We start from the raw sequence: 12,703 nt of genomic DNA on the forward strand, positions 1-12,703 counted from the left end.
TGACCGAGAGCGTCAGTCGTGGGAGTGGAGGGGCTTCCCGGCCAGCGCCAGGTGGGCCTCGCCCATCGCCTCGTTCTGCGTCGGGTGGGCGTGGATGAGCTGGGCCACCTCGGCCGGCAGCGCCTCCCAGTTGTAGATCAGCTGGGCCTCGCCGACCTGCTCGCCCATACGGTCGCCGACCATGTGGACGCCGACCACCGCACCGTCCTTGACCTGGACGAGCTTGATCTCGCCCGCGGTCTTCAGGATCTTGCTCCTGCCGTTGCCCGCCAGGTTGTACTTCAGGGCGACGACCTTGTCCGCACCGTAGATCTCCTTGGCCTTGGCCTCGGTGACGCCGACGGAGGCGACCTCCGGGTGGCAGTACGTCACCCGCGGGACACCGTCGTAGTCGATCGGAACGGTCTTCAGACCGGCCAGACGCTCCGCCACCAGGATGCCCTCGGCGAAGCCGACGTGCGCGAGCTGGAGCGTCGGGACGAGGTCACCGACGGCGGAGATCGTCGGGACGTTGGTGCGCATGTACTCGTCGACCAGGACGTAGCCGCGGTCCATGGCGACGCCCTGCTCCTCGTAGCCCAGGCCCTGCGAGACCGGGCCGCGGCCGATGGCGACGAGCAGGACCTCGGCCTCGAACTCCTTGCCGTCGGCGAGGGTGACCTTGACGCCGTCCTGGGTGTACTCGGCCTTCTGGAAGAAGGTGCCCAGGTTGAACTTGATGCCGCGCTTGCGGAAGGCGCGCTCCAGCAGCTTGGAGCTGTTCTCGTCCTCGACCGGGACGAGGTGCTTGAGGCCCTCGACGATCGTGACGTCGGCGCCGAAGGACTTCCACGCGGAGGCGAACTCGACGCCGATGACGCCGCCGCCCAGGATGATCGCTGACTTCGGCACGCGGTCCAGGACGAGGGCGTGGTCGGAGGAGATGATCCGGTTGCCGTCGATGTCCAGGCCCGGCAGCGACTTCGGCACGGAGCCGGTCGCCAGCAGGACGTGGCGGCCCTGGACGCGCCGGCCGTTGACGTCGACGGAGGTGGGGGAGGACAGCCGGCCCTCACCCTCGATGTAGGTGATCTTGCGGGAGGCGACCAGACCCTGCAGGCCCTTGTACAGGCCGGCGATCACGTCGTCCTTGTACTTGTGCACGCCCGCCATGTCGACGCCCTCGAAGGTCGTCTTGATGCCGAACTGCTCGCTCTCGCGGGCCTGGTCGGCGATCTCGCCCGCGTGGAGCAGGGCCTTGGTGGGGATGCAGCCGTTGTGCAGGCAGGTGCCGCCGAGCTTGTTCTTCTCGATCAGGGCGACGTCCAGGCCCAGCTGTGCCCCGCGCAGGGCCGCGGCGTAGCCACCGCTGCCACCGCCGAGGATCACTAGGTCGAAAACGGTGCTGGCGTCGTTCGCCACGTCACGTCCTCCATGCATGTGCGCCACGCCGGTCTCCAGTGACCGGTCGGCGGCTGGTGTCCGGCCGCTCTATGTTCTCGGCCCTTAGGTGGGGCCCTGTCCTGCCGAGCCCATCTTCGCACCTGCAGGAGCCGAACGAGACGCCGGGCCGTGGTGTGAGACACCCCACTTCCCCGCATCACGGCCGCCGGGACAGCCCTCCGGGACGCGGGGCACCGTCTGATCTGCGGCTCCGCCGCGCGGACGCGCCCGGTCCGGTACGCCCACCCGCGGGTGGGCGTGACCGCGGCCGACCCGAAGGGGGCGCGGGGAACTGCGCGACCAGCCACGACGTACTCGCAGCCGCACGATCCCCCGCGCCTCCCGACGGCCAGGCGTCCCTAGCCGAGGTCCCCCGAAGCCGCCAGCTCGGCGACCCGCACCAGCGTGCGCACCGCCGACCCCGTCCCGCCCTTCGGCGTGTACCCGAACGGCCCGCCCTCGTTGAACGCCGGCCCGGCGATGTCCAGGTGCGCCCAGGTGATCCCCTCACCCACGAACTCGCGGAGGAACAGCCCGGCGACCAGCCCGCCGCCCATCCGCTCGCCCATGTTGGCGATGTCGGCGGTCGCCGAGTCCATCCCCTTGCGCAGGTGCTCCGGCAGCGGCATCGGCCACGCCGGCTCGCCGACCTCCTCCGCCGCCTCGTGCACCGCGGAGCGGAACGCGTCGTCGTTCGCCATGACCCCGAACGTGCGGCTGCCCAGCGCCAGCATCATCGCGCCGGTCAGCGTGGCGACGTCCACGATCGCGTCCGGCTTCTCCTGGGAGGCCGCCCACAGCGCGTCGGCCAGCACCAACCGGCCCTCGGCGTCGGTGTTGAGCACCTCCACGGTCTTGCCGCTGTACATGCGCAGCACGTCACCCGGGCGCGTCGCTGAGCCGGACGGCATGTTCTCGGCCAGCGCCAGCCAGCCGGTGATGTTGACCTCCAGGCCGAGGCGCGCGGCGGCGACGACCGCGGCGAACACGGCGGCGGCACCGCTCATGTCGCACTTCATCGTCTCGTTGTGACCGGCCGGCTTCAGCGAGATGCCGCCCGAGTCGTAGGTGATGCCCTTGCCGACCAGCGCGAGGTGCTTCTTCGCCTTGGCCGAGGTGTACGACAGCTTCACCAGCCGCGGGCCCGACGCCGAACCGGCGCCCACGCCGAGGATGCCGCCGTAACCGCCCTTGGTCAGGGCCTTCTCGTCGAGCACCTGCACCTTGATGCCGTGCTCCTTGGCCGCGGCCTGGGCGACGGCCGCGAACGCCTCGGGGTTGAGGTCGTTCGGCGGGGTGTTGACGAGGTCGCGGGCGCGGTTGAGTTCCTCGGCGACGGCGACGGCGCGCTCGACCGCGGCCTTGTACGCCTTGTCGCGGGGCTTGCCGCCGAGCAGCGCGGCCTCGGCGAGCGGCGCCTTGCCGTTCTTCTCGTCCTTGCCGCGCTCCTTGTAGGCGTCGAAGGAGTACGCGCCGAGCAGTACGCCCTCGGCGACCGCGCCGGCGTCGGCGGCGTCCGTCAGGGGCAGGGCGAACGCGGCCTTCTTGACGCCGGCGAGGGTACGGGCGGCCACACCGGCCGCCTTGCGCAGCGCCTCGGTGTCGTAACCGGCGTCCTTCTCGGGCTGGGCGCCGAGGCCCACCGCGACCACGAGCGGCGCCTTGAAGCCGGCCGGCGCGGGGAGCTTCGTCACCTCGCCCTCGGCACCGGACGCGCCGAGGGTCTCCAGGACGCCGGCGAGCCCGCCGTCGTACGCCTGGTCCACGGCCTCGGCGCCCGGTGCGACGACGGGGCCGCCGGTCTTGGACGCGGAGCCCTTGGCGACACCGATCACGATCGCGTCGGCCCGCAGGCCGGGGACCGCGGCGGTGCTGAGAGTGAGAGCAGTCACGGTGGTGAAATCTCGCTTCCGATGTGAAGTTGCTGTGGCCGAAGGGTGTGGGTCGACCGGGCCCGGCAGCCGACCCTAGTTGCGATGTGCGGGCGCGGTCCCGTCGGGGTCGTCCCCGGTGCGGCGAACACTCGGGACGAGCCTACGCGCGTGTGTGCGTTCGCTCATTCCCGTGGGTGTTCACCCCGTGGTGACGCCGTGGCCGTGTTCCGGGCCCCGCCGCCGCGCCCGGAGGCGGCGACGATCATCCTTGACGTTCCTGTGTGCCGCCCGCGGTGCCACCCGTTCCGGAGGCCGCCCGGTGAGACGACCCTTCCTCCTCGTCCCGCTGCTGGCGGCCTGTACGGCCGCGCCCGGCGCCGGCGACGCGGCCGACGCGAAGACGCCGGCCGGCGACCGCCGGCGGCCCCGGCCCGGCACCGACCGGCAGTGGCAGCTCAGTGGACGGCTCGACACCTCCGTCGACGTCCCGGTCTACGACATCGACGGCTTCGACCACTCGAAGGAGACGGTCGCGGAGCCGCACCGCGACGGCCGGAAGGTCGTCTGCTACCTCTCCACCGGCGCCTGGGAGGACTTCCGCCCGGACGTGGACGACTTCCCCGAGTCGGTGATCGGCCGCGGCAACGGCTGGGAGGGCGAGCGTCGGCTCGACATCCGCCGTACCGACGTGCCCGCCGTCCGGTCGGCGGGGGAGCGGCGGCCGGGGCCCGGCACCGGCGCCGCCCCGCGGTCTCACGGGGCGGGAAACCCGGCGTCACCCGATTGCCGAGTGGAAAGTGCGCCACAGCGTCCTGTTTCGGGCATAACGGGGAATCGTCCCGTCATGCTGCCTTCGGAACTCTCCCCGGGCCCATAGGAGGACTTGGACAGTGGCGGACAAGAGCACAGTGGGCTCACTCCACGAGGAGTCCTACGAGGACGAGCTGCCGGTCAGGCGCCAGAGGCGTGGCGACGTCGTCATCAAGTGGCTGACGACCACGGACCACAAGACGATCGGCACGCTGTACCTGGTGACGTCGTTCGCGTTCTTCCTGCTGGGCGGGGCCCTGGCGCTGGTGATGCGTGCCGAGCTGGCCCGGCCGGGTCTGCAGGTCATCTCGAACGAGCAGTACAACCAGTCGTTCACGATGCACGGCGCGATCATGCTGCTGATGTTCGCGACGCCGCTGTTCGCCGGTTTCGCCAACTGGATCATGCCGCTGCAGATCGGCGCGCCCGACGTGGCGTTCCCGCGGCTGAACATGCTCGCCTACTGGTTCTACCTGTTCGGCTCGCTGATCGCGGTTTCCGGCTTCGGCACCCCCAACGGGGCGGCCGACTTCGGCTGGTTCGCCTACACCCCGCTGTCGACCGCGCCCTACTCACCGAACGTCGGCCACGACCTGTGGATCATGGGCCTGGCGCTCTCCGGCTTCGGCACCATCCTGGGCGCGGTCAACTTCATCACCACGATCATCTGCATGCGCGCGCCCGGCATGACGATGTTCCGCATGCCGATCTTCACCTGGAACGTGCTGCTGACCAGTGTGCTGGTCCTGCTCGCCTTCCCCGTCCTCGCGGCGGCGCTGTTCGCCCTGGAGGCGGACCGCAAGTTCGGCGCACACATCTTCGACGCGGCCAACGGCGGGCCGATCCTGTGGCAGCACCTGTTCTGGTTCTTCGGCCACCCCGAGGTGTACATCATCGCGCTGCCGTTCTTCGGCATCATCTCCGAGATCATTCCGGTCTTCTGCCGCAAACCGATCTTCGGTTACATGGGCCTGGTCGGCGCGACCATCGCGATCACCGGTCTGTCGGTGACGGTGTGGGCACACCACATGTTTCCCACCGGTGCGGTGCTGCTGCCGTTCTTCTCGTTCATGTCCTTCCTGATCGCGGTCCCGACCGGGGTGAAGTTCTTCAACTGGATCGGCACCATGTGGAGGGGGTCGATGTCCTTCGAGACGCCCATGCTCTGGGCGCTGGGCTTCCTCGTCACCTTCCTCTTCGGTGGTCTGACCGGCGTCCTGCTGGCCTCGCCGCCGCTGGACTTCCACGTCACGGACTCGTACTTCGTCGTCGCGCACTTCCACTACGTGGTCTTCGGCACCGTGGTGTTCGCGATGTTCGCCGGCTTCAACTTCTGGTGGCCGAAGTTCACCGGCAAGCTGCTCGACGAACGGCTCGGCAAGATCACCTTCTGGACGCTGTTCGTCGGCTTCCACGGCACCTTCCTGGTCCAGCACTGGCTGGGCGCCGAGGGCATGCCGCGCCGCTACGTCGACTACCTGGCGGCCGACGGCTTCACCGCGCTGAACACGGTCTCCACGATCGCCTCGTTCCTGCTCGGCGCGTCGATGCTGCCGTTCTTCTACAACGTCTGGAAGACGGCCAAGTACGGCGAGCCGGTCGGCGTCGACGACCCGTGGGGCTACGGCCGCTCGCTGGAGTGGGCGACCTCCTGCCCGCCGCCGCGGCACAACTTCCTCACCCTGCCGAAGGTCCGCAGCGAGTCCCCGGCGTTCGACCTGCACCACCCGGACATCTCCGCGCTCGACGAACTCGAGAACCAGCCCGCGGCCTCCGCGACCGTGGCCCCCGGCGACAAGCAGCGATGAGACCGGGGCGCGGAACGTGGAGGAGCGTGTGAACCCCCGTCAGGACAGCGCCCACGGTCTGGCCCGGCTCGAGGGCCACCTCCTGTGGGCCGCCGAGGTCGAGGAGGCCCGGCGGCAGGCCGTCCGGTTCGCCGACGAACTGCCGTGGCTGACGACCGCGCAGCGCGAGGAGGTGGAACGGGTGTACCGGGCCGACCGGATCGCCGCCTCCCGGGCCACGCTGGTGCGGATCTGCGACCGGGCGGCCGAGCTGCGCACCGAGTACGAGGCCCGCTACCGGCTGCTGAGGGCGCGCTGCGTCGCCCTGGCGGTCGTGGCGGTGGCGGGCGGCGCGGGCACGGCGACCGCCACGATCCTCACCCGGCGGTGACGACCCGGCTCCGGGGCGGTCTCAGCCCAGTGCGGACACGACGAGCGCGGTCGTCGCCGCCGTCTCCGCGAGGCCGCCGAACACATCGCCCGTGACCCCGCCGAAACGGCGGACGCAGCGCCGCAGCAGCACTTCGGCCACGGCGACGGCCAGGACCACCGCGAGCACGGCACGCAGGACGTCGTACGCCCCCAGGAACGCGCCCCCGGCCGCCGCGAGCCCGGTGACCGCGAGCGCGGCACCCACCGCGCCCGGCACCGGCACCACCCCCGCGACCGCCGCGCCCAGCCCCTCCGGGCGGGCGGGCGGCACGCCGGTGCGGGCGGCCAGGGTGAGCGCCAGCCGCGCCACGACCGCCGAGACGACGGCGGCGAACGCGCCCCGCGTCCCGTCGTGGCCGTACGCCTGTGCCAGCGCGGCCACCTGGGCCAGCAGGACCAGGACGAGCGTGAGCACACCGAACGGGCCGATGTCCGACTGCTTCATGATCCGCAGCGCGTCCTCGGCGGGCTTGGCGCTGCCGAGCCCGTCGGCGGTGTCGGCGAGCCCGTCGAGGTGCAGGCCCCGGGTCAGGGCGGCCGGTACGGCGACGGTGGCGACGGCGGCGAGCAGCGCGCCCGCGCCGAGGAACAGCAGGAGGAGCCCCGCTGCGGCGGCGAGGAGGCCGACCGCCAGTCCGGTCGCCGGGGCGCACAGCATGCCCGCGCGCGCGGCCGGCCGGTCCCAGCGGGTGACCCGGACCGGGAACACGGTGAGGGTGCCGAAGGCGAAGCGGAGGCCGTCGGCGGGGGAGGCGGGGGCTTCGGAGGGCTCGGGGGGCTCGGGGGAGGGTGCGGGCACCGGCGCAGATTACCCGGCGGTCACCGGGGCGTCCGCGGCCACCATGATTAAAGTGCGCATATGGGACATTGGCTGGATCGGAACATCATCGAGCCGGGCAAGCTTCCGCTGCTCCTCGCGCTCGCCGCCTTCGTCCTCACCTTCGTGATCACCCGGGCCGTCACCCGTCTGATCCGGGCCGGCAGGGGGCCCTTCGGCAACGTCACGGCGGGCGAACTGCACATCCACCACGTCGTGCCCGGTGTCGTCCTCACGGTCGTCGGCGGCTTCGGCTCGGTGGCGAGCGGCGGGGAGGGGATGGGTTCCGCCTTCGCCGCGGTGCTCTTCGGCATCGGCGCGGGGCTGGTCCTGGACGAGTTCGCGCTCGTCCTGCACCTCGACGACGTGTACTGGACCGAGGCCGGCCGCAAGAGCGTCGAGGCGGTCGTGCTCACCGCCGCGCTGGTCGGCCTGCTGCTGGCGGGGTTCGCGCCGTTCGGCGTCAACGACCTGTCCCAGGAGGAGCTCCAGAACCGCGTGGGCGCCGCCGCGAGCGTGGGGGTGAACTTCCTGTTCGCGCTGATCGCCCTGAGCAAGGGCAAGGCGCGCCTCGCCGTCTTCGGCGTGATCGTTCCGGCCGTCGCCCTGATCGGCTCGCTGCGGCTGGCGCGCCCGGAGTCGCCGTGGGCCCGGCGTTTCTACCGCCACCGCCCTCGCGCGCGGGCCCGGGCGATCCTGCGCGCCTACCGCCACGACCGCCGCTGGTCCGGCCCGCGCCGGGCCGTCGAGAACTGGCTCGGCGGCACACCGGACCCCACGCCGCGTCCCCCGGAACGGGACTGACCCGAAGTCTTTTCCGCCCCGTCACTCCGGCGAAGCCGGAGCCTCCGGCTTCGCCGGTTCTTCCGGCAGCTCCGCCGCCAGAGCCGCCGCCGCCTGGACGAGGGGCAGCGCCAGCAGACCGCCCACCCCCTCCCCGACCCTGACCCCGTGCGACAGCACGGGGTCCAGCGCCATCCGGTCCAGCGCCTTCGCCTGCCCAGGCTCCCCGCTGTCGTGCGCCGCCACCCACCAGTCCGGTGCCCGGAACGCCACCCGCTGCGCCACCAGCGCACACGCCGCCGTCACCACCCCGTCCAGCACGACCGGCATCTTCCGCACCGCCGCCTGCAACAGGAACCCCGTCATCGCGGCGAGGTCCGCCCCGCCGACCGTCGCCAGCAACCGCAACTGGTCACCCAGCACCGGTCGCGCCCGCCGCAACGCGTCACGGATCGCCGCACACTTGCGCATCCACGCCAGGTCGTCGATCGCCAGCCCCCCGCGCCCGGTCACCACCGACGCGTCCGTCCCGCACAGCGCGGCCACCAGCACGCCCGCCGCCGTGGTCCCGCCCACGCTCACATCGCCGAGCACCACCAGGTCCGTACCGGAGTCGGCCTCCTCGTCGGCCACGGCCATCCCCGCGCGGAACGCCGCCTCCGCCTCCTGAAGGGTCAGCGCGTCCTCGGTGTCGATGCGCCCGCTGCCCCGCCGCACCCGGTGCCGTACGACGTCCTCGGGCAGCGATTCCGGATCGCAGTCCAGGGACATGTCGACCACCCGCACCGGCACCCCCTGCCGCCGGGCGAGCACGGACACCGGGCGGCCGCCCGCCAGGACGTCCCGCACCAACTCCACGGCACTGCCCGCCCCCCGCGCGGAGACACCCAGCTCGGCGATGCCGTGATCACCGGCGAACAGCACGACCCGCGGCCGTTCGACCGGTCGCACCGGCACCGCGGACTGCGCCGCCGCCAGCCACTCACCCAGGTCGTCCAGGCGGCCCAGCGATCCGGGCGGCACGACCTGGCGCTCCCGGCGCGCCTCCGCGTCACGGCGCACCCCGCCGTCCGGACGCTCGATCAGATCGGTGAAGTCGTCGAGATTAAGCGAGCTCATTCGCCGAACAGTACCGGCCCCGGTCGAACACGACGGCGCACCGGTCAGCCGGGCGTGCGGAGCCTCACCCCCACCACGCCGCCCCGGCGCCGTTCCGCCCCCTGACGCCCTCCCGTCCGTAACGTTTTGCCGTGGATCGCCGGACATCCATCCGTCCGCCCCACCTGTCCCGTACGTCGCCCCACCCGAGGCCGTACGCCCTCACGCCGGGAGCCGCCCATGTCCCCAACCGACCCAGCCCGCGCGGTCCCCGCCCCCCACGGCTCCGCCCGGGTCCACGAGCCGCGCCGCGCGGACTGCCCCTGGTGCGGTTCCGCGCGGTTGCGCAACCGGCTGAGAACGGGCGATCTGCGCCGGCACCGGCCGGGCCTGTTCACCGTCGACGAGTGCCGGGACTGCGGCCACACCTTCCAGAACCCCCGTCTCACCGCCGAGGGCCTCGCCTCCTACCGGCGGACCGTGCGCGACGCCCCCCGCGACCCCGCCACCGAACGCGTCCTCGCGCTGCCCGCCGCCCGGCACCGCCGCCGGGGCGCGGCCCGCGCGATGCTCCCCTTCGGCGAACCGGAGAGCTGGCTGGACGTCGGCACCGGCCTCGCCCGCTTCCCGCTGACCGCGCGGGAGTTCTTCCCGTACACCGCCTTCGACGGCACCGACCCCACCGCGCGCGTCGAGCGGGCCCGCGGCCTCGGCCGCGTCGAGGAGGCCCACGTCGGGTCGCCGACCGACCCGCAGGTCATGGCCCGGCTGGCCGGCCGCTACGACGTCGTCAGCCTGCTGCACCACCTGGAACACACCACCGACCCCCGCGCGGAACTCCACGCGGCCCTCGACGCCCTGCGCCCCGGCGGCCATCTGCTCATCGAGACCCTGGACCCGCGCTGCGCCTTCGCCACCCTGTTCGGCCGCTGGTGGCTGCCCTACGACCAGCCCCGCCGGCTGCACCTGCTGCCCCTGCGCAACCTCCGCGCGGAGCTCGAGGGGCGCGGCTGCGCCATCGTCACCGCCGGACACCGCGCCGGGCACGTACCGCACGACCTGGCAGGACTGGCCGCCCTCGCCCTCTCCCACGCGCTGCCCGCCCCGGACACCCCCTGGCGTGCCGTCCCGCCGACCCCGTTCCAGCGGCACCTGCGCACGGTGCTGCTCCGCGCGGGCACCCCGCTGGTGGTCGCGGCGGCGGTGGCGGACCTGGCCCTGGCGCCCGTGGTGCGCCACACCCCGTTCGCCAACGCCTACCGGATCATCGCGCGCAAGCCGCGACCGTAGGGCCGCCCCGGGGCCTCATCCCCGCAGCACGACCGCCTGTCCCGCCACCACCAGCAGCACCTGCTCGCACTCCCGCGCGAACGCCGCGTTCAGCCGCCCGAGTTCGTCCCGGTACCGGCGGCCGGACGCGGTCGCGGGCACGATGCCCGAGCCGACCTCGTTGGACACGGCGACCACCGTCCGCCGTGTCCCGCGCACCGCGTCCGTCAGCTCCCGCGTCCGGTCCCGCAGCGCCCGTTCCCCGCCGTCCGCCCACTCCGCGTCGTCCCACGCCCCCACGGCGTCCATCGCGTCCGTCAGCCACAGCGACAGACAGTCGACCAGCAGCGGCGGCCCGTCGTCCTCCAGCAGCGGCACCAGATCGCACGTCTCGACGGTCCGCCACGCCCCCGGCCGCCGCTCCTGGTGCGCCGTCACCCGCGCCGCCCACTCGGTGTCCCCGCCCCGCGTCCCGCCGGTCGCCACGTACAGCACCTCCGGGAACGACTCCAGCCGCCGCTCGGCCTCCACCGACTTGCCCGAACGCGCCCCGCCCAGCACCAGCGTCCGCCGCGGGACGTCGGGCACGTCCTCGTAGGCGCCCACCTCCAGCGCGGTCCCGTCCGGCACGGCGCGCGCCCCGGCCGCCGCGAGCCGCCGCCGCGACTCGGCGCCCGGCGGCACGTCGTGGTCCAGGTGGACGGCGACGACATCCGTGGCCGGGCCCACCGCCCCCGCCTCCCGCAGCCTCGCCAGCGCGTCCGGCCGCCCCACGACGTCCAGCAGCACCATGGCGTACGGCTCGGCCGGCTCCTCGAGACCGGCCGGCGCCCCGCCCGGCGGCAGGTACAGCAGCCGCTGCCCGTCCGGACCGGTCACCGCGTACCCGGTGCCGGGCGCGTCCAGCGCCACCGCCCGCACCCGATGCCCCGTCAGCAGCGCCAACTCCCGCCCGTCCGGCACCCGTCCCGGCTGCGGCAGCCCGGCCGGCACCTCGAGAGCGGGGCCGTCGTGCGGGTGCGACAGCAGCACCTGGCGCACACCGCCCAGCGAACGGCCCGCGCGGGCGGCCGCGAGCGCGGTGCCCGGCGTGAGGTCGAGCAGCAGTGCCCCGTCCACGAGCAGCGAGGTGGCCGCCCGCGCGTCCGCGCCGAGCGCGGACGCGCACGCGGCGCAGGGACAGTCGGGGCGGGGCAGTCCCGCCGGGGCACCGGTGCCGAGCAGAGTCAGTTCCACGCCCCGATTTTCACCCGTCCCCACGGTGACTGCCCGTCCGACTAGGCTTTGGGCCCGGTGTGATCACACTCTTGGGAGGCGTACATGGCGGCATGGACGTGGCGGTTCGAGAAGACCGACGGGACGCAGGTCGAGCCCGCGGTGACGCCGGAGGAGTTCTCCACACAGGGGGACGCCGAGTCCTGGATCGGGGAGAACTGGAAAGCCCTCGCGGAGGGCGGCGCCGACCAGGTGCGGCTGCTGGAGGACACGACGGAGATCTACGGCCCGATGAGCCTGCACGCGGAGGCGGAGGCGGAGGCGGGCGCGGAAGAGGCGTGAGCCCTCGGGACGGTGGTTGCTCGCGCGGTTCCCCGCGTCCCTTCGGGGGCGCGGGGCTGTGCCGGCACGAGGCTCCGCCGCGTGGGCGCGAAGGGGGCCCGGGGGCGAGGAGGGTGTTCTGCCGTCCGGGGCCGGGGTCTCAGCCCCGGACCCCGCACAGGTGCAACAGGGCGGCGACCCCCCGGTAGGGGTCCGTGCGGCCGGCCCGGTCCTCGACCGTCAGCAGCGTGTCCAGGTCGGCCGGCAGACACGCGTCGTCCGCCGCGGTGTCGGTGAAGACCCGCACCCCGTACCAGGTGTGCAACGGCGCCCCGATCCCTGCGAGCGTCGACGTCAGCCTCTTCAGCCCGTACGCCGTCGTGCAGAAGCCCGCCAGCGCCCCGGCCCAGTCGCCGGACAGGCCGGGCCGCATCGCCGGCGCGTCGCCGTTGCGCACCAGCAGGGACAGCATGCCCCCGGGCGCGAGCATCCGGGCCACCCCCGCAAGCAGCGCGTCCGGCTCCTCGACGTCCATGAGCACCCCATGGCACAACACGACGTCGAAGCTGCCCGGCAGGAAATGCACACCGGTGTCCCCGGCGTGGCCCTCGACGATCCGCATCCGCTCCCGGATGCCCTCCGGCTCCCCGGCGAACGCCTCCCGCGCGGCGGCGATCATCGCCGCGTCCTGCTCGACGCCGGTCACCTGGTGGCCGGCCCGGGCCAGCCGCAGCGCCTGCGTCCCCCGGCCCATGCCGACGTCGAGCACCCGCAGTCGCCGTCCGACCGGGAAGCGCCCGACTATCTGTTCCTCCAGCTGGCGGGCCACCAGCTCCTCCCGGACGACGTCGCGCAGCCCGCCGGGCCCGCTCGGC

General features: G+C 73.3%; 11 protein-coding genes and 1 pseudogene. 6 read left to right on the top strand and 6 right to left on the bottom strand.

The annotated features are described in order from the left end of the window. Positions 1–12 precede the first annotated feature (12 nt). Both lpdA and AB0A94_RS06780 read right to left on the bottom strand, forming a co-directional pair. The gene (lpdA, locus tag AB0A94_RS06775; protein ID WP_361739826.1) at positions 13–1,401 is read right to left on the bottom strand and encodes a dihydrolipoyl dehydrogenase; all 1,389 of its coding nucleotides are present in this window, start codon (positions 1,399–1,401) and stop codon (positions 13–15) included. A gap of 380 nt (positions 1,402–1,781) precedes the next feature. After that, positions 1,782–3,314: a leucyl aminopeptidase gene (locus AB0A94_RS06780; RefSeq protein ID WP_361739829.1), complete on the bottom strand. Its 1,533-nt coding sequence runs from the start codon at positions 3,312–3,314 to the stop codon at positions 1,782–1,784. A 331-nt stretch (positions 3,315–3,645) separates the two neighbouring features. Here AB0A94_RS06780 and AB0A94_RS06785 point away from each other — a divergent pair. From AB0A94_RS06785 to AB0A94_RS06795, 3 genes and pseudogenes are all read left to right on the top strand, one after another. Beyond that, positions 3,646–3,987: pseudogene (locus AB0A94_RS06785) on the top strand (endo alpha-1,4 polygalactosaminidase); the annotation flags it as partial. A 199-nt stretch (positions 3,988–4,186) separates the two neighbouring features. After that, positions 4,187–5,914 carry a cytochrome c oxidase subunit I gene (gene ctaD, locus AB0A94_RS06790; protein WP_361739832.1) on the top strand — a complete coding sequence of 576 codons (1,728 nt, stop codon included), beginning with the start codon at positions 4,187–4,189 and terminating at the stop codon, positions 5,912–5,914. A gap of 28 nt (positions 5,915–5,942) precedes the next feature. Further along, positions 5,943–6,284, top strand: a complete 342-nt coding sequence (locus AB0A94_RS06795) for a hypothetical protein (RefSeq protein ID WP_361739834.1) — start codon at positions 5,943–5,945, stop codon at positions 6,282–6,284. A 21-nt stretch (positions 6,285–6,305) separates the two neighbouring features. Here the strand turns inward: AB0A94_RS06795 and AB0A94_RS06800 are convergent, their stop codons facing one another. After that, positions 6,306–7,124 (bottom strand): adenosylcobinamide-GDP ribazoletransferase, encoded by an 819-nt coding sequence (locus tag AB0A94_RS06800; protein ID WP_361739837.1) that lies wholly within the window; start codon positions 7,122–7,124, stop codon positions 6,306–6,308. A gap of 60 nt (positions 7,125–7,184) precedes the next feature. Here AB0A94_RS06800 and AB0A94_RS06805 point away from each other — a divergent pair, with 60 nt between their 5' ends. Further along, entirely contained in the window at positions 7,185–7,946 is a 762-nt protein-coding gene (locus AB0A94_RS06805) for a hypothetical protein (RefSeq protein ID WP_361739839.1), read from the top strand. A 21-nt stretch (positions 7,947–7,967) separates the two neighbouring features. Here the strand turns inward: AB0A94_RS06805 and cobT are convergent, their stop codons facing one another. Next, positions 7,968–9,044, bottom strand: a complete 1,077-nt coding sequence (gene cobT, locus AB0A94_RS06810) for a nicotinate-nucleotide--dimethylbenzimidazole phosphoribosyltransferase (RefSeq protein ID WP_361739842.1) — start codon at positions 9,042–9,044, stop codon at positions 7,968–7,970. Between the two features lie 219 nt (positions 9,045–9,263). Here cobT and AB0A94_RS06815 point away from each other — a divergent pair, with 219 nt between their 5' ends. Next, positions 9,264–10,313, top strand: coding sequence for a class I SAM-dependent methyltransferase (locus AB0A94_RS06815; RefSeq protein ID WP_361739845.1), 1,050 nt, complete (start codon positions 9,264–9,266; stop codon positions 10,311–10,313). Between the two features lie 15 nt (positions 10,314–10,328). Here the strand turns inward: AB0A94_RS06815 and AB0A94_RS06820 are convergent, their stop codons facing one another. Next, the gene (locus AB0A94_RS06820; protein ID WP_361739848.1) at positions 10,329–11,528 is read right to left on the bottom strand and encodes a bifunctional adenosylcobinamide kinase/adenosylcobinamide-phosphate guanylyltransferase; all 1,200 of its coding nucleotides are present in this window, start codon (positions 11,526–11,528) and stop codon (positions 10,329–10,331) included. 84 nt (positions 11,529–11,612) lie between these two features. Here AB0A94_RS06820 and AB0A94_RS06825 point away from each other — a divergent pair, with 84 nt between their 5' ends. Further along, entirely contained in the window at positions 11,613–11,849 is a 237-nt protein-coding gene (locus AB0A94_RS06825; RefSeq protein ID WP_361739850.1) for a hypothetical protein, read from the top strand. Positions 11,850–11,988: 139 nt separating this feature from the next. Here the strand turns inward: AB0A94_RS06825 and AB0A94_RS06830 are convergent, their stop codons facing one another. After that, the gene (locus AB0A94_RS06830) at positions 11,989–12,657 is read right to left on the bottom strand and encodes a methyltransferase domain-containing protein (RefSeq protein WP_361739853.1); all 669 of its coding nucleotides are present in this window, start codon (positions 12,655–12,657) and stop codon (positions 11,989–11,991) included. Between the last annotated feature and the right edge of the window lie 46 nt (positions 12,658–12,703).

The sequence above is a fragment of the Streptomyces sp. NPDC044984 genome, from assembly GCF_040646935.1.
GTDB lineage: Bacteria > Actinomycetota > Actinomycetes > Streptomycetales > Streptomycetaceae > Streptomyces.

Coding starts and splice junctions, on each gene's coding strand:
- cobT (WP_361739842.1), bottom strand. CDS start 9,044: ATGAGCTCGCTTAATCTCGACGACTTCACCGATCTGATCGAGCGTCCG.
- AB0A94_RS06825 (WP_361739850.1), top strand. CDS start 11,613: ATGGCGGCATGGACGTGGCGGTTCGAGAAGACCGACGGGACGCAGGTC.
- AB0A94_RS06815 (WP_361739845.1), top strand. CDS start 9,264: ATGTCCCCAACCGACCCAGCCCGCGCGGTCCCCGCCCCCCACGGCTCC.
- AB0A94_RS06805 (WP_361739839.1), top strand. CDS start 7,185: ATGGGACATTGGCTGGATCGGAACATCATCGAGCCGGGCAAGCTTCCG.